Source organism: Cupriavidus sp. SK-4 (genome assembly GCF_000611125.1).
Taxonomy (GTDB): Bacteria; Pseudomonadota; Gammaproteobacteria; order Burkholderiales; family Burkholderiaceae; genus Cupriavidus; species Cupriavidus necator.
On record NZ_JFJW01000033.1, the window covers coordinates 201 to 22,238 of the forward strand.

Here is a 22,038-nt window from a genome sequence, read left to right on the forward strand (position 1 = left end):
TGTGATCGCGCGTACCTCGGGCTGGGCCGCGCACATTATCGAGCAACGCATCGACAACAAGATCATCCGCCCGAGTGCCAACTACACCGGCCCGGAAAACCTGAAGTTCGTGCCGATCGGCAAGCGCAAGTGAAGCCGGGCCAACTAGCCCCCTTCGATAATGTAACCAAAGACCAGAGCACTACGCCGCCCTGGGCAAATCGTAGAGAATAGCGGCGGAAATTGTCCCGGCGCCGCCCATTTTGAAGGCGGCGAATGAAACATAAATCGATTTCAGTATCCGAAAGGCACTCACAAAATGAAACATCTTGTCCTTGCCGCCTGCATCGGCGCATTCAGCCTGACCACCGCCACCGCCGTGATGGCACAGGAACCTGCCAAGAAGACCACCACCAAGAAGGCTTCGAGCAAGAAAAAGGCCGCTGCCGGGACCGCCGCGGCGGCCGGCGCTGCTGCCGCGGGCACGCCGNNNCGCCGAGCGGCGAAAAGTGGCAGTGTGAACTGGGCAACAACCTGTATATCGCCGGCGACATGGTGCGCGACGAGGTCCTGACCGTGCACTGGCAAGGCCGCGACTACAAGCTGCCGCGCCAGCCCACGGTGACCGGCGCCGACCGCTACTACGACGCCCGCACCGGCCTGGACCTGGTGGTGATCCCGAGCAAGGCCATGCTGTTCAACAAGAACCTGGGCCAGCGCCTGGCCGACGACTGCCAGAGCGCCGCCATGCAGGCCGGCGCCGCAGCCCCGACCCAGGCCGGCGGCCTGCGCGCCCCGGCCACCACCCCGCTGCTGGTCACGCCCCCGGGCGGCCCGACGCAGGTGCCGGAAGGCGCCCAGCAATCCGCAGCGCCCAAGCAGTAAGTCAGTACCGGGGCGCTGGCGGCCGCTGAATTCCGGCCGCCAGCGCCCTTTTTTGCCTTGCCGGGCGGTCAATCCCCGGCAGGCATGCTGTCGGGCCGGTGTCGTTGCGGCCGGCGGGATGCCGAGCCGGGTGGCGCCAAAGCCGCGCGGCGGTTAGAGTATGCAGTTGCAGTGCGCTGCCGGCCTCGGACCGCGGTCAAATGCCGCGGCAGCGCACCGGGGTCTTGATTCAGGTCCGAGCCAAATGCCATCGCATCATCCTTCGATCGGAGTACGGCAATGCCCCACAACCTCAAGAACACGCTAAAAGAATTCAAGATCGGCTCTTCCGGCAAGGGCCAGTATTACTCCCTGCCCCAGTTGGGCGAGGAGCTGGACGTTGCAATCGGGCGCCTGCCGGTGTCGATCCGCGTGGTGCTGGAATCGGTGCTGCGCAACTGCGACGGCAAGAAGGTCACCGAAGAGCACGTCAGGCAACTGGCCAACTGGAAGCCGAACGCCGAGCGCGTCGACGAGATTCCCTTCGTGGTGGCCCGCGTGGTCTTGCAGGACTTTACCGGCGTGCCGCTGCTGGCCGACCTCGCCGCGATGCGCAACGTCGCCGAGAAGATGGGCAAGAACCCCAAGAAGATCGAGCCGCTGGTGCCGGTGGACCTGGTGGTCGACCACTCGGTGCAGGTCGACCATTTCCGCGAAAAGAAGGCGCTGGACCTGAACATGCAACTGGAATTCCAGCGCAACAACGAGCGCTACCAGTTCATGAAGTGGGGCATGCAGGCGTTCGATACCTTCGGCGTGGTGCAGCCGGGCTTCGGCATCGTGCACCAGGTCAACCTGGAATACCTGGCCCGTGGCGTGCACAAGAAGGACGGCGTCTACTACCCGGACACCCTGGTCGGCACTGACTCGCACACCACCATGATCAACGGCATCGGCGTGGTCGGCTGGGGCGTCGGCGGCATCGAGGCCGAGGCCGGCATGCTGGGCCAGCCGGTCTACTTCCTGACGCCGGACGTGGTTGGCGTGGAGCTGAAGGGCCGCCTGCGCGAAGGCGTCACCGCCACCGACCTGGTGCTGACCATCACCGAGATGCTGCGCAAGGAAAAGGTCGTCGGCAAGTTCGTCGAATTCTTCGGCGAAGGCACCGCCAGCCTGGCCCTGCCCGACCGCGCCACCATCGGCAACATGGCGCCGGAATACGGCGCCACCATGGGCTTCTTCCCGGTGGACGAGAAGACCATCGACTACTTCAAGGGCACCGGCCGCACCGAAGAGGAAATCGCCGCATTCGAGGGCTATTTCCGCGCGCAGAAGATGTTCGGCATTCCCAAGGCCGGCGAGATCGACTACAGCAAGGTGGTGACGCTGGACCTGGGCACGGTGGCGCCGTCGCTGGCGGGCCCGAAGCGCCCGCAGGACCGCATCGAGATCGGCAACGTCAAGAGCACCTTCGCCTCGCTGTTCAGCAAGCCGGTGGCCGAGAACGGCTTCAACAAGGAGGCGGCCGACCTGGACCGCGCCTACACCACCACCGACGGCCTCGAGGTGAAGAACGGCGACGTGCTGATCGCCGCGATCACGTCCTGCACCAACACCTCCAACCCGAGCGTGCTGCTGGGCGCCGGCCTGCTGGCCAAGAAGGCAGTGGAAGCCGGCCTGACGGTGGCGCCCCACATCAAGACCTCGCTGGCCCCGGGCAGCCGCGTGGTGACGGAATACCTGACGGCCGCCGGCCTGCTGCCCTACCTGGAAAAACTGGGCTTCGGCGTGACCGCCTATGGCTGCACCACCTGCATCGGCAACGCCGGCGACCTGACGCCCGAGCTGAACGAGGCCATCACCAAGAACGACCTCGTGGCCGCTGCCGTGCTGTCGGGCAACCGCAATTTCGAGGCCCGCATCCACCCGAACATCCGCGCCAACTTCCTGGCCTCGCCGCCGCTGGTGGTGGCCTACGCCATCGCCGGCAATGTCACGCGCGACCTGATGACCGAGCCCGTGGGCAAGGGCAAGAAGGGCCGCGACATCTACCTGGGCGATATCTGGCCGACCTCGGAAGAAATCCATGCACTGATGAAGTACGCAATGGATGCCAAGACCTTCAAGGGCAACTACGAACAGGTCAAGAAGCCGAGCAAGCTGTGGGCCGGCATCAAGGGCACCAAGGGCCAGGTGTACGACTGGCCCAAGTCGACGTACATCGCCGAGCCGCCCTTCTTCCAGGACTTCAGCATGCAGCCCGCCGCCACCAGCGCCAGCGTGCGCGGCGCGCGTGCGCTGGGCATCTTCGGCGATTCGGTGACGACCGACCACATCTCGCCGGCCGGTTCGATCAAGGACACCTCGCCCGCGGGCAAGTACCTGCTGTCGCACGGCGTGCTCAAGGCCGACTTCAACAGCTACGGTTCGCGCCGCGGCAACCATGAAGTCATGATGCGCGGCACCTTCGCCAACGTGCGCATCAAGAACCTGATGATCCCTCCCAAGGCCGACGGCTCGCGCGTGGAAGGCGGCATCACGCTGCACCAGCCCACCGGTGACGAAATGTCGATCTACGATGCCGCCATGAAGTACGTGGCCGAGGGCACGCCCACGGTGGTGTTCGGCGGCGAAGAGTACGGCACCGGCTCGTCGCGTGACTGGGCCGCCAAGGGCACGCAGCTGCTGGGCGTGAAGGCCGTGGTGGCACGCAGCTTCGAGCGCATCCACCGCTCCAACCTGGTCGGCATGGGCGTGCTGCCGCTGCAGTTCAAGGGCAACGACAGTGCGCAGACGCTGGGCATCACCGGCAACGAGACCTTCGATATTGAAGGCATCGAGGGCGACCTGAAGCCGCAGCAGGACGTGGTGCTGGTGATCCACCGCGCCAACGGCGACGTGCAGCGCGTGCCGGTGCTGCTGCGCATCGATACGCCGATCGAGGTCGACTACTACAACCACGGCGGCATCCTGCCGTTCGTGCTGCGCCAGCTGCTGGCCGCCTGAGATCCACCTGAGGCGCCCGCAGCCTGCCAAGGCTGACGCCGCCTGCCTGGCCCCCGTTGCGGGGCCCAGGCAGGCGGCGTTTTTCATTGGTGTCCTGCGCCCCTTGCATCACCCCGAAGCGAAGTCCGGCGTGTGTAAGTTCCACGCAAGCCAGTGCTGCCACACTGTGTTCCACAAGAACAGCGGTCGCACGACCGGAAGCCGGGTCCGCCCGGCATCATCCAGAATCAGGAGACACCATGGTTAAGATCCTTATCGCATTCGTCGTGATTGCCGGCGCGGCCCTCTACCTGCTGACCAAGGGCGGCAGTGATGTATCCATGTCCGGCGAGTCGCACAGCGTTGAAAGCCACGCGCCCGCAGCCCCTGCCGCCTCCGCTCCGGCCCAGAAATAAGCCACACGCCCGGGCGCGTCCGCACAGGCTGCACGCATATTGCGGCCTGCGTGTCAACGCAACGAGTAGAATACCGTTTTACGCATAAACGGACGGTTTCTTTCTATGGCAGGTTTTCGCCCCAAGGCTTCCCCACGACTCTCCCCTGACGCCGAGCGTCTGGTGGCCGATGCGCTCGCCCTCGACGCTTCGGGCAGCCGCATGGAGGACGCGTACTGGGAACGGCGGCTCTCGCAGCGCCTGGGCCGCCTGCTGAAGAACGGGAGCCAGACCGCGCTCGACGCGGCGCTGGAACACCTGTTCAAGCACAATGCAGACGCCTCCGACGTGCTGGCCGAGCAGGCCGAGACGCTCGCCGAATCCGCCACCATCGAGGTCGACGGCCAGCGCTATGACGCGCTGCTGATCGCCGCCCCGATCCTGGCGCACACGCGCTACGCGATTCCCTCCGGCTCGCTCAAGCCGGAGCTGGCGCAGACGCTGGCGGTGCACCTGCAGGCACATGTGCTTGCCACCGGCACCAAGGTCTCGCTGTCGCCCTACCTCTACAGCATCGACCAGCTGCCGCGCACGCACAGCGACACCTTTGCGCTGACGCACAAGCTGGCCGCGGCCGCCCTGGCCGGCACGGTACCCAAGGTCGACCTGCGCGACCTGCCCGAGACCGCGCCGATCCTGGCCGATCCGCGCTACCTGCTGGCGGTGGTGGTGGCCCCGCACGAGCAGGCGCTGTTCCGCTGGCAGGAAGACGCCAAGGAGCACCACGCCGAGCGCTCGACCTGCCTCGACCAATGGCGCACCCAGGTGCAGCCGTCGGTGGCGCTGCTGCTGCCGGGCTGCGAGTTCGAGCTGCTGCTGCCCGACGCCTTCTTCCTGTCCTGCCGCGAGTCCGACAAGAGCATCCGCCCGCTGACGGTGCGCGCCGCGGTCAACTACCTGTGCGGCACGCTCGACATCTCCGCCGGCCAGCTGGCCGCGGTGGTGGCTGCCTTCGGCGAGGAAGTGGTCGAGGAATACCGCGTGGGCTTCACCATGCGCGGCGAGAAGGATGTGATCTACGGTATTGTGTGGCCGGTCTATGGCCGCGAAGCCGGCGAGGTCGATGCCGACGAAAAGGGCAACCCGCTCGAGCAGATCTGCGAGGAACTGCGCAACGCCGGCGTGGAAGACATCTTCCGCCACGCCGCGCTGTTCGACCCGGAATACTGCGAGGACTGCGGCACGCCGCTGTACGCGGACCGCAACGGCGAGATCGTGCATGCGGAGCTGCCGGAGGATGCGCCTACGCAGCAGCCGTTGTTCCACTGACGCGCCCGGCTGCGCCAGGCAAAAAAGACGGCCCGCATGCGCGGGCCGTTTCTCATTGGCGAGCCGCTCAGGCGGGCTTGCTCTCGCTGACGCAGCGCCACAAGCCATGGCCCGATGCCCCGTACTTGCGCTCGAACGGCGTCATCGGCTGCGCCGGCGCCCACGCCTCTACCCGCGCCGGGCGCCCGACCAGTGCCAGCGCCTGGGCAAACTCATCGATATAGATGCGCCAGTTGCTGCGGCACTCCAGGTAGTCGCCGCAGGCAGCCAGCGCCGGGAACACCGCATGCCCCTGCCAGCGCCGCCCCAGGTGGCCGATCTTGGGCCACGGGTTCGGGTACAGCACGTAGTGGCGCGCCACCGGCACGGCCTCGGCCTGCAGCAGGCGCCAGGCATCGACCAGGTCGGCCCGCGCCCAGCAGAAGTTGGCTGGCATCGGCGCCTCGCCCCACCAGTCCTTGCCGGCGGCCAGGCGCTTCTCGGACTGGTCGATGCCGATCACGAAGTGGTCCGGGAACGCTGTGGCCAGCCGCAGCGTGCTTTCGCCCACGCCGCAGCCCGCATCCAGGATCAGCGGCGCGCCGCCGGCCTGCTGCCAGCTTTGCAGCGCCGCGCTAAGCTCGCGCCGGCTGGCTTCGCCGATGGGCTTGCGGAACGGCTCGGCCAGGTGGCGCGCGACGCGCGCGGCCAGGTGTTCGTGGACATCGGCCTGGGCCGAGACAATGGTGCGGGAATTGGCAAACATGGGCGCCATTCTAACGGCGCCGCCCCGCATCGGCCTGGCGGCCCGCACCAAAGGCTGCAACCAAGCCACTTTAGCGGCACAATGCGGGACAAACCCGCCTGAGAACCCGGCCGCGCCCGCGCGGACCCGTACGAGGAGCCAGCCAGATGACACCGACCCACGCCCTGCCGCCGCAACGTCCGCCCCGCCGCCCTGCCCGCCGCGCCGTGCTCCATGCCGCCGCCGCGCTGATGCTGGGCAGCACCGCCTTCACGCTGCTGCCGGCGGGTGCCGCCCACGCCGAAGACCTGCGCATCGGCCTGGCGGCCGACGTGACCTCGATGGACCCGCACTGGAACAACTCGGGCCCCAACAACGCCATCGCGCTGCACGTGTTCGAGTCGCTGGTGTTCATGGACAAGAACGCGCGCTACATCCCCGGCCTGGCGCTGTCGTGGAAGCCGGTCAACGCCATCACCTGGGAGATCAAGCTGCGCCCCAACGTGAAGTGGCACGACGGCTCGCCCTTTACCAGCGAGGACGTCAAGGCCTCGCTGGAGCGCCCGGAGAAGCTGGTCAACAGCCCGGGCTCGTTCACCAGCTACACCAAGCCGATCGCGCGCATCGACACGCCCGACCCGCTGACGGTGCGCCTGACCATGAGCGTGCCCAATTACGCCAACCTGGCCAACGACCTGAACAGCGTGCCGATCATGCCGAAGAAGGTCGCCGCCACGCTGACGCAGGCGGACTTTGATTCGGGCAAAGTCATGATCGGCACCGGTCCGTTCAAGTTCGTGCGCTTCGCGCGCGGGCAGGAAATCGTGATGGAGCGCAATCCCGACTACTGGGGCCCCAAGCCCGAGTGGGACCGCGCCATCTTCCGCATCATCACCGACAACGGCGCGCGTTCGTCCGCGCTGCTGGCGGGCGATGTCGACGTGATCGAGAGCGTACCGTCGGCCGACGTCGCCAAGCTAAAGCAGAACCCGAAGTTCAAGGTCGAGCAACAGGTGTCGTGGCGCACCATCTTCTGGCAGATGGACCAGTCGCGCGACAACCCGCCCTTTGTCACCGACAAGGCCGGCAAGCCGCTGGGCAAGAACCCGTTCAAGGACGCACGCGTGCGCGCCGCAATCAGCAAGTCGCTGAACCGCGACGCCATCGTCAGCCGCATCATGGAAGGGCTGGCGGTACCGGCGTCGTCGATCGTATCGCCGCAGATCTTCGGGCATCCGGGCACCAGGCCTGAAGCCTATGACCCGGAAGGCGCGAAAAAGCTGCTGGCGGCCGCGGGCTACCCCGACGGCTTCGGCCTGACGCTGCACGCCACCAACAACCGTTACCTGAACGACGCCGCGGTGGCGCAGGCCACCGCCAGCATGCTGACGCGCATCGGCATCCAGACCAAGGTCGAGACGTTGCCGGTGGCGGCCTACTTCACGCGCGCACGCCAGGGCGAGTTCGCCTTCCAGATGCTGGGCTGGGGCTCGGCCGCGGCCGACGTGGCACTGCGCTCGATCACCGGCACGCCCAACCCCAAGACCGGCTATGGCACCTGGAACTGGGGCAAGTACAGCAACCCGCAACTGGACCAGCTGATCGAGAAGTCGCTGACCACCGTCAGCAGCGACAAGGCGCGTGAGGAGAATGCCCGCACCGCGGCCAAGTTTGCGCTGGCCGACCACGCGATCATTCCGTCGCACAGCCAGCTGGCGATGTGGGCGATGAAGAAGGGACTGAAGTACGAGGCGCGCACAGACGAGTGGTCGCTGGCGCAGTTCTTCCACAAGGAGTGAGGGACGGGCGCTTGCCGGAGCCACGGTGCGTCTAAAACCGTTGGCCCCGCTTCTTGTGGTTCCTAGCTAGACCACCCCTCACCCCGGCCCTCTCCCCATGAGGGGAGAGGGAGAACACCTTGCTCAGGCTGGCTCGGGCGGCTTTGGCGCACCCAAAACCGTTGGCCTTGGGTGTATTCGTCAGATCTTCAACCGCTCTTCCTGCCGCGCATTCGCCGCGCGCAGCTTCTGCACCCAGTCGCGCGCCGGCAGGCCGGTGGTCTTTTCCACCACGTCGGCACGCGCGTCCAGCGCTTCCCACGACACATCGATATCCGGCCCGTTGAAGGCCATCGCGATGATGTTGCCGTCATGCACTTCCGGGAACACCAGCACGCGGTTGTCAAAGGCATCGCAGATGCGCTCGATATTCTTCGGAAAGCTGTCGTGGTCGCCGAACAGGTTGATGGTCATCACCCCAGGTGCCTTCAGCGTGCGGCGGCAGGCGCGGTAGAACGCGGTGGTGTCCAGCACCGGGCCGCGCGCGGTGGCATCGTACAGGTCCACCTGCAGCACGTCGATGGCGCCGGCGTGGGTGCCGTCCATGACGTAGTCCCAGGCATCCTGCTCGCGCACGGTCAGGCGCGCATCGTCCTCGCGCAGGCCGAACATGCTGCGCCCGGCGATGATCACCGCGGGGTTCAGCTCCACCGCGGTCACGCGCGCGCGGCTGAACTGGCGGTGGCAGAACTTGGTCAGCGCCGCGGCGCCCAGGCCCAGTTGCACCACGTGGAATTCTTCGACCGAGGGCGACAGGAACAGCAGCCAGGCCATCATCTGCTGCGCGTATTCCAGCTCGATCGCATCTGGCTTGCGCAGGCGCATTGCGCCCTGCACCCACTCGGTGCCGAAGTGCAGGTAGCGCACCCCTTCCATTTCCGAGAAGGTCACCGGCGCAAAGCGCGGCGTCATGCGTTTTTCTTCGCGTGCCGGCGCCTCGCCACGGGTGCGGGTGCCACGTGCCGGACGGCGCGAGGCCACGGCTTCAATCGATTTGCGTTTCAGTAGGGTCATGTTGTCGAGAAAGGCGTTCAGCACCCATTCCAGCATGGATGGGGAGAAACGCGGATTACTTGCCCAGCGCCGACTGCGCGCGCTGCAGCCATTCGCGGTTGTGATCGCGGGCATGGCGCGGCCAGTGGCGGGCGTCGTGGACGATATCGGCATAGAGCTGCTGCGCGCGTTCGCGGTCGGCGGCGTCGGGCTGCGCGGCCAGCCAGTCGGCAAAGAGGCAGCGCGGCGCGGCATCGCTGGCGCTGGTCAGCGCCAGCTCGAACGCGGCCCGCGTGCCGGATGCGCCGGTGGCCGCCAGCGCGCGCGCATACAGCAAGGCCGGATCGGGCTGCTGGCGCGACTGCGGATTGGCGGCGAACAGCTTTTCCAGCGTTGCCAGTGCGCCGGCGGCATCGTTGGTGGCGAACTGCGCCTGCGCCAGTCCATGCAGCAGCGCCGGATCGGTCGCAAACGGTCCGTTGGCCGCTGCCTGGTAGTGCTGCAGGGCTTCCGACGGCTCCCCGGCTGCCAGCAGCGCGGCGCCCAGGCGCATGCGGTGCGCCACCGTCGGGGCGCGGTCAAAGTCTGAGCGGGCCTCGCGCACCGCGCGGTTCGGATCGACCAGTTGCGTGATCGCACGCGTGGCCGCACGCGCGCCGCGCGACTGGCGCAGTTCGGGCAGGTAGATCGCGAAGAAATACACCACGCTGCCCAGCCCCGGGAACAGGAACAGGATCAGCAGCCAGTACATGTTCTGGTGCGTGCGCACCGCGTGCACCGCAAAGAACAGTGCGACGATGATATGGATGCTGATGCCGAAGATACGCATAGGGAATTCACCTTTGAATCAATGGCCGGCGCGCCGGCCGCCGGCATTGTGACAGAAAGGCAGGACGACGGGTTTCAGCCGCCCGCCGCAATGCCGGCGCCGGCCGAGTGCAACCCCGCCACCGCCTGCGGCGTCAGCACGGCCTCGCCATTGACCGCGCGCGCCACCAGCGCATCGGCCGCCTCGATGGCAATGCCCTGTGCGGTGTACCAGGCATCGTCGTAATAGGTGTTGCCGTAGCGCTCGCCGCTGTCGCACAGCAGGCTGACGATGGCGCCGCCCTCCCCCGCCGCGCGCATCTGCTGGGCCAGGTACAGCACGCCGACGAAATTGGTGCCGGTGGATCCACCCACGCGGCGCCCGAAGCGCCCGGCGAGATAGCGCATGGCCGCGAACGAGAGCGCATCCGGCACCTTCAGCATGGCGTCGATGCAGGTCGGGATAAACGAATGCTCCACGCGCGGCCGGCCGATGCCTTCAATGCGCGAGCCCTCCGCCAGGGACAGGTCCGGCTGCGGCTTGCCGTCCAGGCAGCTGCGGAAATAATCGAAGAACACCGAGTTCTCCGGGTCCGCGCACAGCACGCGGGTCTTGTGGCGCCGATAGGCCACATAGCGCCCCAGCGTGGCGATGGTGCCGCCGGTGCCGCCGCTCGATACCAGCCAGGCCGGCACCGCATGCTCCTCCTGCGCCATCTGCTTGAAGATCGACTCCGCGATATTGTTGTTGGCGCGCCAGTCGGTGGCGCGCTCGGCGTATGTGAACTGGTCCATGAAATGCCCGCCCGTCTCCTGCGCGATGCGGCGCGAGGCGGCGTAGATCTCGGACGGGCTGCCCACCAGGTGGCAGTGCCCGCCGTAGAACTCGATCGCCTCGATCTTGGCGCGCGAGGTCCCTGCCGGGATCACCGCCACGAACGGCAGCCCGAGCAGCCGCGCAAAGTAAGCCTCGGAGATCGCGGTCGAGCCGCTGGATGCCTCCACCACCGTGCTGCCCTCATGCAGCCAGCCGTTGCACAGCGCATACAGGAACAGCGACCGCGCCAGCCGGTGCTTGAGGCTGCCGGTCGGGTGGCTGGACTCGTCCTTGAAATAGACGCGGATGTCCGGGTAGCCCGGCAGGTCCAGCGGGATCAGGTGGGTGTCGGCGGAGCGGTTGAAATCCGCATCGATCTTGCGGATGGCTTCGCGGGTCCAGTCGGAAAGTGGCATGGCAGTGTCCCGGGCAGGCCGGACGTCAGGGCAGACCGTCAGGATGCCAGAAGCGCACGCCACAAATCCAGTTTCCGGGGTGGGCAGGCGGCCTGGCACAGCCCGCAAAGGGCGGTTTCACCACAACTGCGGGACCGGGCATGGCATTTCCTGGGCCGGATACAGCCACCGGCGCGGGTGCTGGGATATGATAATACTATTAACATCATATGTGACTGCAACAGATGTCCCCGATGTCCGCGATACCCGGGCGCGCCACCCGCCGCCTTGCCTGCCCCAGCCAGCCGACCGGTCCCGCCTCCCGGGCCCTGCATTGCGCAATGCTGCCGTGATCGAGGCGACCCTCAACATCGCCGCGGGCAAGGGTTTCCAGGGACGTGGCTCGGCGCGCGTGAGCCTGGTGGCCAGCCGCTTTGCCAGCCGCATTGTGCTGGTCACGGACTCCGGCTCGGCCGATGCGCACGACGTGATGGCCGTCATGCGCCTGCGCACGCCGCCTGGCACCGTGCTGCGCATCCAGGCCGACGGCCCGGACGAAGTCGCCGCCGTCAGGGCCATCGCACAACTGCTCGGACCAGGGAACGGCCAGCCATGAACGAACGCAAACCGGACGCCGACCCCGGCATCGCCGCGGATAGCCGCCGCACATCCTTTGAGTCCTATATGCGGTTCCTGGCCGAAGCCCCGCGCGACGGCACGCCCGTCGTGCTGGAGACCGAGACCGCCCTGTCGCTGCACTTCGACGTGCTGGCCACGCAGAGCTTCATGTCGCGGCGCGATCCCGACCGGCTGGTGCTGGGCTACACGCGCACCATGATGGGATTCCTGCTGCTGCATCCGTCGCCGGCACGGATTTCGGTGATCGGGCTCGGCGGAGGCTCGCTGGTCAAGTATTGCTACCGGCACCTGCCTGCCACGCGGGTGGTCGCTATCGAGATCGACCCAGCGGTGATCGCACTGCGCGAGCGCTTCCACATTCCGCCCGACGATGCCCGCCTGCAGGTGGTCTGCGCCGATGGCGCCGAGTACGTCAGGGGCCGGGAAGCACGCCCCGAGGTCATCCTCGTCGACGGCTTCCTGGCTGACGGCATGCCGCTGCAGCTTGGCTCCGCCGGCTTCTACGCGGCCTGCCACGCGCGGCTGGCCGACGACGGCGTGCTGGTGGCCAACTTACTTGCAAGCGACCGCGGCATGCCCCACTACCAGGGCGCGGTGCGCGCCGTGTTCGGGGCCTCGATGTCGGTCGCACGCGCCGAGGACAGCTGCAACTACACCTTGTTTGCCTGGAAAGGCCCGCCCCGGCTGCCGTCGCTGCAGACGCTGCTGGCACGCGCACGGGTGCTGGAAGCCGAGCATGCGCTGAAGCTGACACCGACTGCCCGCCGCATGAAGCGCGGCGAGGCAGTTGCCGCCGCCCCCGACGCCTGGCACGCCCTGGCCCGGCCCCGGGGCACCCTGTAGCGGCAACGCAGGTCCGCCGCCGCCCCTCCCAATCCGCCAGACGCCGCCCCATCGCCATGCCGATCCTGTACCTGCGCAAACTGACCGGAAAGCGGCGCAGCCCCCACGCCAACCGGCACCTGGCCGGCTACCTCTGCTTTGTCGCTGGCGCCATCAATGCCGGCGGCTTCCTGGCCGTGCAGCAATACACCTCGCATATGTCCGGCGTGGTCTCAGCCATGGCCGACAACCTGGCGCTGGGCAGCTTCGCGCTGGTGCTGGACGGGGTCGGAGCGCTGCTGTCGTTTCTGGGCGGCGCCGCGTGCTCGGCGGTGCTGGTCAACTGGGGGCGGCGCGAGCGGCTGCACAGTGAATACGCGCTGCCGCTGGCGCTGGAGGCGGGGCTGCTGCTGTGCTTTGGCCTGATCGGCGGCATCCTGGGGCAGCACCAATGGCTGTTCGTGCCAGCCACGGTCATGCTGCTGTGCTTCATCATGGGGCTGCAGAATGCAATGATCACCAAGCTTTCGAACGCCGAGATCCGCACCACCCACCTCACTGGCATGGTCACCGATATCGGCATCGAGCTGGGCAAGCTGTGCTACTGGAACGTAGCCGCGCCGGCGCGCACGCCATCACGCACACCAGCGCGCCCCCTGCCCCGCGTGCTCGCCAACCGGCGCAAGCTGCGCCTGCTGGCGGTGCTGGTCACGCTCTTCTTTGCCGGCGGCGTCGCCGGCGCGCTGGGGTTCAAGCACCTGGGTTTCAGCGCCACGCTGCCGCTGGCCGCGCTGCTGCTGGGGCTGATCGCAGTGCCGCTGACCGACGACCTGCGCAGCCGCTGGCGCACAGGTTCACTGCCGCGCCTGGCGGCGCGGATGCGGCAACGCGTGCAGGCGGGCGCGCTGCGCCGGCGGCGCTAGGCGCCGCCTACCGGTACACCAGCACCGGAATCTTGCTGTGGGTCAGCACCTTCAGGGTTTCGCTGCCGATCAGCATCCCCTGGACCCCACGCCGCCCGTGCGAAGCCATCACGATCAGGTCGCAGCCCTTTTCCTCGGCCGTCTTGATGATGGCCTCGTAGGGATGGTCGTTGACGACGTATGCCGTTTCACAGGGCACGCCCGCGGCGCCGGCCTCGTCGGCCAGTCCGCGCAGGTAGCGGGTCGCTTCTTCCCAGGCTTGCTTGACGTAGGTTTCGCGCGTGCCCTCCAGCATCTCGACCTGGTAGGTCAGCACGTGGTAGTTCGGACAGACCCGCACCGCGGTGGTACGCGCCCCCATGTCCCGCGCCAGCGTGAGAGCCTTGCGGAACGCCGATTCAGACAGGTCGGAGCCATCGACCGCCAGCAGGAGATGCTTGAACATGATTGCCTCCTTGCCTGCATAGTTGCCGGCTAAGGCGCTCACTTCCGATGCGTCATCGCCATGCGTCCGAAAGTGCGAGCCCGCAAGGCGAACAAGGAGCGACCGATACCCCCGGTTTCGAATGATTCGTCACTCGATTCCAGTATAGGTGCGCCATGGCCCACGGCAATCCCGCATGCGTCACATGCGCACGGGTGGATTCAATACGGGCGATTTGCGAAGCCGTTGGCTGGCTGCGGGCCGCGTCAGGCTCGACCAGGGTCGCGCCGGATTTCTGCGGAATCCTCCGTCAGCCATGCGGCGATAGCCTCGGCCACCGCTTGCGGCGCTTCCATGGTGATCATGTGCCCCGCATCCTCGATCACTTGAAGGCGCGCCGCCGGGATCCGCTCACGCATGTCCACGTGGCTGTCCAGGGGGTTCCAGTGAATTCAGGGATTGGGAAGGGTTGCCGGACGAATGAAGGGGTCAGGCCGGCGGCTCCCCGGCGGCGCCGGCACGGCATAAGCCTGCGCAATCTGTATGCAGCGCCGGGCCAGCACATTGGTCGGGTCCACCACCGCCACGGTCTTGCCAGCTGCGCTGTGGCGGTCAGTCTGCGCGACGATCAGCGGCAGTTCGGTGCAGCCCAGGATCATCACGGCAGCGCCGCGCGCGGCCAGGTGGTCGATCGCGGCCAGCAGGTCGTCGCGGCAGGCGCCGTCGGTGTAGCCGGCCTTGACGCCGCGCGGTCCGTAGATGGCGTTCATCACGCGCTGCTGGAAGTCAGGCTCGGGCGTGAGCACCGTGAGCAGCGGCTGTGCCACGCTGTGATAGACGCGGCTGGCCACCGTGCCAGAGGTAGCCAGCAAGCCCACCGTGCTGCCCGCGCCGTAGCGGCGGACGATGTCATCCACGGTCTCTTGCAGCATGTTGATGATGGGAACGCCGAGATAAGGCTGGATGCGCTCGACAAAGGCGTGCGCGGTATTGCAGGGCAAGGCGATCGCGCTCGCGCCGCCCGCTTCCAGGCGCCGGCAGGTTGCGTATAGCGCGAGCGTCGGGTCGTCCGCCTGGTGCAGCAGATGGGCGGTGCGGTCAGGGATCTGCGGGTTCTGCTCAACCAGCAGCCTGATGTGGTCCTGGTCCTTTGCGGCGCTGGTGTTGCGCACGATCTTTGCCATGAAGTCCACCGTCGCCGCCGGGCCGATGCCACCGACGATGCCAAGCTTGAAGCGCGCAGGCTGCGCTCGCCGCAGTCGTCAAGACGCAGCGCGTAATCTGCGTAGGCCTGGAGGAGGTCGATCACCACGACATCGTCGGACCAGGGCGGCGGCACGCGATGCCGCCGACGCGCACGATTGCTCGCACTTCGGCTTGCCGCCCTGCTCCGCCCCCCCCTGGCGCCAGGTAGACCACGCGGTAGTTCGTGCCCAGCGCGTCGCCGAAGAAGCCCGTGTCGCGCGCATCGTCGGTCGCCAGCACGCCGATCGCGTCGCCCGGCTGCGCCACGCCGGCCAGGCGATCGCGCAGCGCGGCGGCCAGGCTCACCAGCGGCACGTCCAGTTCGGCCTGCAACAGCGCCAGCACGGCCTGTGCGGCCAGGCAGGGCACCAGGATGCGGCTCGCGCCCGCGGCCTGCAAGGCCTGGCATTGCTGCAGCACGTGCAGGCGCTCGGCCTGCGCGCTGACGGCGGCAGCGGGCATGAGGGCCGCCAGCGGATGCGACGGCTCCATCAGGAAGCGGACCCCGCCCGCCGCGGCCGGGCTCTGCGCCAGCTCCGCCATCAGCGCGGCGCCGTTGGCGGCCTGCTGGCCAGAGGCGACGCCCAATACCTTTACGGTCATGCTGGTCCCCATCGCAATGCGGCTCAGGCTGCCACGCCGGCGGCCTCGCCTGGCCCGCCGGCATGGCTGCCCGGGCGCCACGTCAGCGCCACCACCAGCGCGCCCAGGGCGGACACCAGCAGGGCCGCGTAGGGCAGCACGTAGGAGCCGGGCACCAGATCCATCAGCACGCCGATCAGCGCCGGCGAAATCGCCGCTGCGAGCTGGCCGCCGAAGTTGATGATGCCGGCGGCCGAGCCCACCGATTCATCCGGAATATGCTTGAGCGGGATGGCAAAGACCGTGCCATACACCACCGTGTAGCCCATCAGCGCAAGCGTCCACAGCGTGAGCATCGCGGGCAGCGATTCGGCATACGCCATCAGCGCAATGAAGACGGCCATGGCGGTGGCGCCGACCGCCATGAACACGCGTTCGCGGCCTTGGCCGACCTTGTCGAGCAGCCAGCCCACCAAGAGCAGGCAGGCAAAGGCCACCACATAGGGCACCGCCGAGGCGATGCCGGCGTGCAGGATGTCGATGTGGCGCACTCGGATGAGGAAGGACGGCATCCACGACACCAGCGCCACGTACACGATGTTGGCAAAGAAGAAGATCAGCATGGTCTTGCGCAGCACCAGCGAGCGCAGCAGCGCGCTGAACGCGGCCTTGCCCGCCTGCTTCGGGCGCCGCGGCGGACGCTTGACGGCAAACCACAGCACCACCGCCACGAGGATCCCGAACAGGCCGAAGACGTGATAGGCAAAGCGCCAGCCATGGGTGTGGATCAGCGCGGCGATGGCGCCCGAGCCGATCGCGCTGCCGAGGAACGAAGCCCCGATCACCAGCGACTTGGCGCGCGCGCGCTCAGGCTTGGGAAAGGTCTCGGCAATGGTCACCGAACTGGCCGGCGCGAAGCCGCCCTCGCCGATGCCGAACAGCACGCGGACCACGAGCAGCATGGCAAAGGTGGTGGCCATGCCCGTGGCCCCGGTGAAGACCGACCAGCACGCCACCGAGAACACCAGGATGACGCGCGCACCGAAGCGGTCGCCCAGCCAGCCAGCGGCGAGCTGCATGAGCGCGTAGCTCACATAGAAGGCGCTCAGCAACAGGCCGGCCGATCGCGCGTCGAGGCTGAATTCATTCTGGATCGGGACGATCGACACGCTCATCGCCATGCGGTCGGCATTGCCGAGAATCCATGACAGCAACAGCATGGCGAGCAGGAAAGTCTTGCGCGGCCGTGAATAGAGCGGCGCGGGCGCCGCCGGATGGGCGCCAGGCGCCCCCAGGTTGTCGGGATGCTTCACATGTCTCCTTTTGTGTATTGGATGGGACCGTAGGGTGGATCGGCTTCGGGGGCGCGTTCGAACCAGTGCGTGCCTGGCGCCGTATCAGTCCTGGCCCGCGCCGGCGCGGCGGCGGATCACATGGCCGGCATGGACATCCCAGCTGCGGCCGTGCCCCCAGGCCAGTCGCCCGTTGACGAAGACAGCGTCGATACCGGCGCTGACTTCAGTGGGTTGCTCGAAGGAAGCGCGGTCAGCCACGCCAGCCTCGTCGAAGATCACCAGGTCGGCAAAATTGCCGGCCGCGATGGTCCCGCGGCGCGGCAGGCCGAAGCGCCGCGCGCTCAGCCCGGTCATCTTGTGGACCGCCGTTTCCAGTGAGAACAGCCCGCGCCGGCGCGCGTAATGCCCCAGCACGCGCGGGAAACTGCCCCACAGGCGCGGGTGCGGGCTCTGATCGTGGGCGAGGCCGTCGGAGCCGATCATGGTGAGCGGATGCGCCAGGATGCGTTCGACGTCGTCCTCGCTCATGGCGAAGTACACCGCGCCGGCCGGCGTCAGCGCCTGCGCCAGTGCCTCCGGGTCGAGATTGCGTTCGCGCGCGAGCCTGAACAGCGACTTCCCCGCCGCGGACGGGTCGGACCTGGACCAGGTCACGAGCACATCGTCGGACTGGCGCACGCGCGATGCCAGCAGCATCGTCGACGAAGCGTTGTAGGGATAGCAGTCGATGCACACCGATTGCTCGCGCGCGGCCTGCTCCAGCATGGCAAGCGTCTGCACCGAGCGGCCGTGGTTGCTGCGCCCGACCAGCTTGTGGTGCGACAGCACGGTGTCGATGCCCAGTTCGCGCCCGATATGCAGCGCCTCGCGCATGGCGTCTTCGATGGCGTCGCCCTCGTCGCGGATATGCATGGTGATGATGCCCGCGGCATCCGCCAGCGGCGCGCCCACGGCGATCACTTCGTCGGCCGTGGCGGCGCGCGCCGGCGGATAGTAAAGGCCCGTGGACATGCCGATGGCACCCGCCTCCAGCGCCTCGGCCAGGTCCTGCGCCATGCGCTCGGCTTCGCGCCCGGTGGCTGGCCGGTCGAGCCGGCCCATATGGCGCACGCGCAATGTCGAATGGCCGATCAGGCAGGCCGCGTTGAGCGCCGGCCCCCCGGCCTCCAGTGCATCGAGGTAGCCGGCAAAACGCTCGAAGCGCCAGGCGTCGTCGCCCAGCAGGTCCAGCGGTGCCGGCGGGTTGTCGGTCAGCAGCGGCGCCAGGCTGATGCCGCAGTTGCCGGTGATCACCGTGGTAATGCCCTGCGACAGCTTGGGATGCGCCCCCTGCGGCGCATCGAGCAGCAGGCGGTCGTCGTGGGTGTGCACATCGATGAAGCCGGGTGCGACGATGCGGCCGGCAGCGTCCTGGCGGGCCCGGGCCGCGGCACCGCGCAGGTCGCCAAGCTGTGCGATCCGGCCTGAGCGGATACCGACGTCGCACGCCTTGCGCGGCGCACCGGTGCCATCGATCACGGTGCCGCCTTCGATAATGAGATCAAGCATCTTCCAATCCGCCAGGTTCGGACAGGCACTTCGCGGCCGGCGAAGCGCTGTCAGGAATTCATGCCCCTGATGATCCGATCGCGGCCATTGCCTGGCAAACCACTTTTGCTGCGGTTATCATGAGCTTCCCTCATGCAGGCGGGACGATCTGACTGGAATTGCTAAGAAATTTCCTACCGATACCTGCACTATTCTCATGAAATCCGATGTTCCGCCCACCCTCCACCCAGTCCCTGGCGTGCTTTGAATCCAGCGCCCGCCTGCGCTCGTTCACTGCCGCGGCACGCGAGCTGAACCTGACCCAGGGCGCGGTCAGCCGCCAGATCCAGACCCTGGAAGACCGCCTCGGGGTGCCGCTCTTCAGCGGCCGGCGCGACGCCATGGCGCTCACCGATGCGGGGCGCGAATACCTGGCTGAAATTGCGCCGCTGCTGCGGCAACTGGAGCGGGCCACCATGAACGTGATGGCCCTCAAGGGCAGGGGTGGTGCCCTGTCGCTCTCGGTGGGTGCGTCGCTGGGCAGCTACTGGCTGATTCCGCGCCTGCCCGCATTTACGCGCGCGCACGGCGAGATCACCCTGAACCTGCGCACGCGCGTGGGTCCGGTGGACTTCAGCACCGCGTCCGTGGAGGCCTCGCTGGAGTTCGGCGACGGCCAGCGGCCAGGCCTGCATAACGATTTCGTGGTGCCGCTGCAGCTGTCGCCCTATGCCGCGCCGTCATGGGTGGCCGCGCATGGCCGGGAGATCGACGCCGGCACGCCGCGGTCGGCGCTGATCCAGCACCTGACGCTGCCCGACGCATGGGAAGGCTGGTTCGCACAGCAAGGCATCGAAGCCAGCCCGGGCCACGTAGGGCCGCGCTACGAGGTGATGTCGATGGCTTTGAACGCCACCGTGGCGGGGATGGGCGTGGCGCTGCTGCCCGCCTACATGGCCGGGGACCTGCTGGCCGCCGGCAGGCTGGAGCGCCTTTCCGACGCCGCCTGGCAGCATCCGAAGGGCTATTACCTGGTGTATCCGCCGGCGTCGGCACAGATGCGGGCGCTGAAGGTGTTTCGCGACTGGCTGTTGCTGCAGCACGAGGCGGGTGCCGCCGAAGGAAGCCTGATGCAACTTCCGTGAGCTACGGCATAGATATTGCGTAGAGGACACTCAGGCCAACGGCGGCCTTGAAACAAGCTGGCAAGTCGCGATGACATGCTCCGAAAAGGGGCATCCCGGGCAACGACGCCCCGATGCGAATGGACCACGAACCGGACAACCGGTTCGCAGGCATCTCGCTTCGGGGCGCTTTTGCTTTGCCGTCAGCGCGGTTTGCGTCTGCGTCGACACTACCTGCAAGGCATGGCATGAACGCTCTCTCTACTCAGTCACCCGAGACCGAAGTGTCCGCCGAAACCATCGGCGCATTGATCAACCTTTCCGGAAGGCAGCGCATGCTGTCGCAACGGATCGTCCTCCAGATGCTGCTTGCTTCGCGGGGGGACACTGCCGCGCTCGATATCGCGCGCAAGTGCCTGTCAATGTTCGAGTCGGCGCATTCGGATCTCGTGACGGACAATGAGCGTTTCCCCGGCACATTCTCCGCCGCCTTGCAGCAACTGTACTTTGGCAGTGCGCGCGCTGACGCGCGTATCCGTGAATTCATCGCCCGGGTCAGGACAGCGATAGACGCACCCCTGGCCGACGCCAGCCGGCAAGCGTCATCCCTTGATGTGCTTGTGACGCAGGCCACGCCAATACTTGAGCTGCTGCAGACCGTCACGCAGGCCTACCAGGAGGAAATGCACCGTTGCGAGCTCGCTGTGCGCAAACGCCAGACCGACCTCGCCGATCGCCTCAGCGGTATTTCGATGCAGGCGAACATCGTCGCAATGAATGCGCGCATCTCGGCGGCGCGGGCGGGAGAGTACGGCAGGGAGTTCACGGTGATCACGCAGGTGCTTGCGGACATCATCAAGCAAATGGACCAGCTGATCCGCCACGTCGTCGGCTCGAACGATGCGCCCAAAGGATCAACCAGAGTTTGATGCGGAGACGCCCTTGAAACGTTACCTCTGTTCCTTCTGCCTGATTGCCTGCAGCGTCCTGGCGCTGGTCCTGGCCGGGACCGCTGCCGCCGAAACGCTGACGATCAACGCGGCGATCAACAAGGCGGGCCGCCAGCGCATGCTGTCTCAGCGCATGGCCAAGGCTTACTGCCAGGCTGGCCTCGGCGTTGAAGTCGAACGTTCGAAGAAGATTCTCGAGCAGTCCGTGGAGCTCTTCGACAAGCAGCTCATGGAGCTGAAGGCGTTCGCGCCCACGCCGGAGATCAAGGACACCTACGGCAGGCTCGAGCAGACATGGATTCCTTATAGACAGTTGCTGTCCGGCGGCGATCCGAATCCCGATAGCGCGAAAACCATCGCAAAAATGAGCGAGGAGGTGCTGAAGCTTGCGCAACAGGGAACCCTCCAGCTCGAGAAACATTCCGGCACCGCGACGGGCAAGCTGATCAACGTTGCCGGCCGCCAGCGGATGCTCTCGCAGAGAATCGCCAAGATCAGCATGTTCCGCGCCTGGGGCATTACCTCCCCCCAGATGGCGCAGGATCTGGACACGGCTACCAGGGAATTCGCAGCCGCGCAGGAGCTTCTCGCCTCGGCGCCGCAAAACACCGCGGCAATCCGTCGCGAACTGCTGCTTGCCGGCTCTCAGTGGCTGTTCTTTGAAGAGGCACTCAATCAGACCGGGGTCAGTCGCGCGGAACAGTTGAGAAACATCGCCACGACCAGCGAGCGTATTCTTCAGGTGATGGATGACGTCACCGGCATGTATGAAGGGATGCCCAGGTAACGTGGGTGCGTGAACGAGCTATGCCAGACGCGGCTTGACAGGCAGCCACGCCTGCAATGCCTGCCAGGCGCGCAGCTTTTCCGGGTAGGACAAGGTATGAGCGGGACTACTGGATGGAAGCTTGATAATCCGGTGATGGTCGTCATGCTGCCCGAGCGCCTTCAAACCGATACGCGCAGCAGTGCCGCCATTGAAGGCGATGACAGCCAGCCTGGGTAGTGATTCGATCAGGCTGACCAGATCGTTGCCGGCGTGATCCCGGATGTTGCTGTCCAGGCTACCCTCACGCTTCGCTTCCGCCACCACGTCCCACAGACCGACGTGATGCGCCAGAAGCGTTTGCAGCCGCGCAGCATAGTCCATGTGGACCAGGTCTTCACCCAGAACCTCGCCGGTCAGGCGCCAGAACTGATTCTGCCGATGCGCGTAATACTGGCTTTGCGCCAGTGACGCCTCGCCCGGCAAGCTACCGAGAATAAGGATGCGCGTGCCGGCGTCAACGACAGGCGGGAAGCACCGCTTCAGCGTCATCGGTCACGCGCTCCGTTACAACATTTGAGATGGGAATCCCCCGCCGCCTGCGCGGCGGGGGCA

The 22,038-nt window shown here is 66.9% G+C and carries 21 protein-coding genes and 2 pseudogenes; 12 read left to right on the forward strand and 11 right to left on the reverse strand.

The annotated features are described in order from the left end of the window. From CF68_RS38080 to CF68_RS06810, 5 genes and pseudogenes are all read left to right on the forward strand, one after another. A partial coding sequence (locus CF68_RS38080) for a citrate/2-methylcitrate synthase (protein ID WP_304413106.1) occupies nucleotides 1-133 on the forward strand: 133 nt, incomplete at its 5' end. 339 nt (nucleotides 134-472) lie between these two features. Continuing rightward, nucleotides 473-864, forward strand: a pseudogene (locus tag CF68_RS06800) (hypothetical protein); the annotation flags it as partial. 279 nt (nucleotides 865-1,143) lie between these two features. Further along, complete coding sequence (gene acnA / locus CF68_RS06805) at nucleotides 1,144-3,849, forward strand: aconitate hydratase AcnA (RefSeq protein WP_035816944.1); 2,706 nt, start codon at nucleotides 1,144-1,146, stop codon at nucleotides 3,847-3,849. 239 nt (nucleotides 3,850-4,088) lie between these two features. Then, entirely contained in the window at nucleotides 4,089-4,244 is a 156-nt protein-coding gene (locus tag CF68_RS37640; RefSeq protein ID WP_200872531.1) for a hypothetical protein, read from the forward strand. 105 nt (nucleotides 4,245-4,349) lie between these two features. Continuing rightward, on the forward strand, nucleotides 4,350-5,552 hold the full coding sequence (locus CF68_RS06810; RefSeq protein WP_035816945.1) for a DUF2863 family protein: 1,203 nt from the start codon (nucleotides 4,350-4,352) through the stop codon (nucleotides 5,550-5,552). Between the two features lie 67 nt (nucleotides 5,553-5,619). Here the strand turns inward: CF68_RS06810 and CF68_RS06815 are convergent, their stop codons facing one another. Then, on the reverse strand, nucleotides 5,620-6,306 hold the full coding sequence (locus CF68_RS06815; protein WP_035816946.1) for a tRNA (guanosine(46)-N(7))-methyltransferase TrmB: 687 nt from the start codon (nucleotides 6,304-6,306) through the stop codon (nucleotides 5,620-5,622). A gap of 137 nt (nucleotides 6,307-6,443) precedes the next feature. Here CF68_RS06815 and CF68_RS06820 point away from each other — a divergent pair, with 137 nt between their 5' ends. Beyond that, nucleotides 6,444-8,075 (forward strand): ABC transporter substrate-binding protein, encoded by a 1,632-nt coding sequence (locus CF68_RS06820; RefSeq protein ID WP_035816947.1) that lies wholly within the window; start codon nucleotides 6,444-6,446, stop codon nucleotides 8,073-8,075. 180 nt (nucleotides 8,076-8,255) lie between these two features. Here CF68_RS06820 and CF68_RS06825 read toward each other — a convergent pair whose 3' ends face one another. The 3 genes from CF68_RS06825 to CF68_RS06835 all read right to left on the reverse strand — a co-directional run bounded on the left by CF68_RS06825 (nucleotide 8,256) and on the right by CF68_RS06835 (nucleotide 11,147). Then, nucleotides 8,256-9,128: a spermidine synthase gene (locus CF68_RS06825; RefSeq protein ID WP_200872532.1), complete on the reverse strand. Its 873-nt coding sequence runs from the start codon at nucleotides 9,126-9,128 to the stop codon at nucleotides 8,256-8,258. A 55-nt stretch (nucleotides 9,129-9,183) separates the two neighbouring features. Then, nucleotides 9,184-9,936, reverse strand: coding sequence for a tetratricopeptide repeat protein (locus CF68_RS06830; protein ID WP_035816950.1), 753 nt, complete (start codon nucleotides 9,934-9,936; stop codon nucleotides 9,184-9,186). A 74-nt stretch (nucleotides 9,937-10,010) separates the two neighbouring features. Further along, nucleotides 10,011-11,147 (reverse strand): PLP-dependent cysteine synthase family protein, encoded by a 1,137-nt coding sequence (locus tag CF68_RS06835; protein WP_035816952.1) that lies wholly within the window; start codon nucleotides 11,145-11,147, stop codon nucleotides 10,011-10,013. A gap of 328 nt (nucleotides 11,148-11,475) precedes the next feature. Between CF68_RS06835 and CF68_RS06840 the strand changes: the two genes are divergently transcribed. The 3 genes and pseudogenes from CF68_RS06840 to CF68_RS06850 all read left to right on the forward strand — a co-directional run. Beyond that, nucleotides 11,476-11,742, forward strand: a complete 267-nt coding sequence (locus tag CF68_RS06840) for an HPr family phosphocarrier protein (protein WP_035817020.1) — start codon at nucleotides 11,476-11,478, stop codon at nucleotides 11,740-11,742. Continuing rightward, a complete protein-coding gene (locus CF68_RS06845) occupies nucleotides 11,739-12,608 on the forward strand; it encodes a fused MFS/spermidine synthase (RefSeq protein WP_051591435.1) in 870 nt (289 codons plus the stop codon). The genes CF68_RS06840 and CF68_RS06845 overlap by 4 nt, the downstream gene beginning before the upstream one ends. Nucleotides 12,609-12,664: 56 nt before the next feature. Then, a pseudogene (locus CF68_RS06850) lies at nucleotides 12,665-13,474 on the forward strand (YoaK family protein); the annotation flags it as partial. A gap of 43 nt (nucleotides 13,475-13,517) precedes the next feature. On the opposite strand, the gene CF68_RS06855 reads toward CF68_RS06850, so the two are convergent. From CF68_RS06855 to CF68_RS06875, 6 genes are all read right to left on the reverse strand, one after another. Beyond that, the gene (locus CF68_RS06855) at nucleotides 13,518-13,955 is read right to left on the reverse strand and encodes a universal stress protein (RefSeq protein WP_035816954.1); all 438 of its coding nucleotides are present in this window, start codon (nucleotides 13,953-13,955) and stop codon (nucleotides 13,518-13,520) included. A gap of 245 nt (nucleotides 13,956-14,200) precedes the next feature. Further along, on the reverse strand, nucleotides 14,201-14,359 hold the full coding sequence (locus tag CF68_RS37455) for an alpha/beta fold hydrolase (protein WP_161786855.1): 159 nt from the start codon (nucleotides 14,357-14,359) through the stop codon (nucleotides 14,201-14,203). Between the two features lie 27 nt (nucleotides 14,360-14,386). Next, nucleotides 14,387-15,193, reverse strand: a complete 807-nt coding sequence (locus CF68_RS06860; RefSeq protein WP_369798855.1) for an aspartate/glutamate racemase family protein — start codon at nucleotides 15,191-15,193, stop codon at nucleotides 14,387-14,389. A 46-nt stretch (nucleotides 15,194-15,239) separates the two neighbouring features. Continuing rightward, on the reverse strand, nucleotides 15,240-15,782 hold the full coding sequence (locus tag CF68_RS06865) for an aspartate/glutamate racemase family protein (RefSeq protein ID WP_161786856.1): 543 nt from the start codon (nucleotides 15,780-15,782) through the stop codon (nucleotides 15,240-15,242). A 23-nt stretch (nucleotides 15,783-15,805) separates the two neighbouring features. Then, the gene (locus CF68_RS06870; RefSeq protein ID WP_235205687.1) at nucleotides 15,806-17,074 is read right to left on the reverse strand and encodes an MFS transporter; all 1,269 of its coding nucleotides are present in this window, start codon (nucleotides 17,072-17,074) and stop codon (nucleotides 15,806-15,808) included. Between the two features lie 84 nt (nucleotides 17,075-17,158). Next, nucleotides 17,159-18,604, reverse strand: coding sequence for an amidohydrolase family protein (locus CF68_RS06875; RefSeq protein WP_035816956.1), 1,446 nt, complete (start codon nucleotides 18,602-18,604; stop codon nucleotides 17,159-17,161). Nucleotides 18,605-18,810: 206 nt separating this feature from the next. On the opposite strand from CF68_RS06875, the gene CF68_RS06880 reads away from it, so the two are divergent. From CF68_RS06880 to CF68_RS06890, 3 genes are all read left to right on the forward strand, one after another. Further along, nucleotides 18,811-19,728: a LysR substrate-binding domain-containing protein gene (locus CF68_RS06880; RefSeq protein ID WP_035816958.1), complete on the forward strand. Its 918-nt coding sequence runs from the start codon at nucleotides 18,811-18,813 to the stop codon at nucleotides 19,726-19,728. A 227-nt stretch (nucleotides 19,729-19,955) separates the two neighbouring features. Further along, the gene (locus CF68_RS06885; protein ID WP_035816959.1) at nucleotides 19,956-20,636 is read left to right on the forward strand and encodes a methyl-accepting chemotaxis protein; all 681 of its coding nucleotides are present in this window, start codon (nucleotides 19,956-19,958) and stop codon (nucleotides 20,634-20,636) included. Nucleotides 20,637-20,649: 13 nt separating this feature from the next. Next, nucleotides 20,650-21,444 (forward strand): type IV pili methyl-accepting chemotaxis transducer N-terminal domain-containing protein, encoded by a 795-nt coding sequence (locus tag CF68_RS06890; protein ID WP_035816960.1) that lies wholly within the window; start codon nucleotides 20,650-20,652, stop codon nucleotides 21,442-21,444. 18 nt (nucleotides 21,445-21,462) lie between these two features. Here CF68_RS06890 and CF68_RS06895 read toward each other — a convergent pair whose 3' ends face one another. Beyond that, nucleotides 21,463-21,975 carry a DNA-deoxyinosine glycosylase gene (locus CF68_RS06895; RefSeq protein WP_035816961.1) on the reverse strand — a complete coding sequence of 171 codons (513 nt, stop codon included), beginning with the start codon at nucleotides 21,973-21,975 and terminating at the stop codon, nucleotides 21,463-21,465. Nucleotides 21,976-22,038 lie beyond the last annotated feature (63 nt).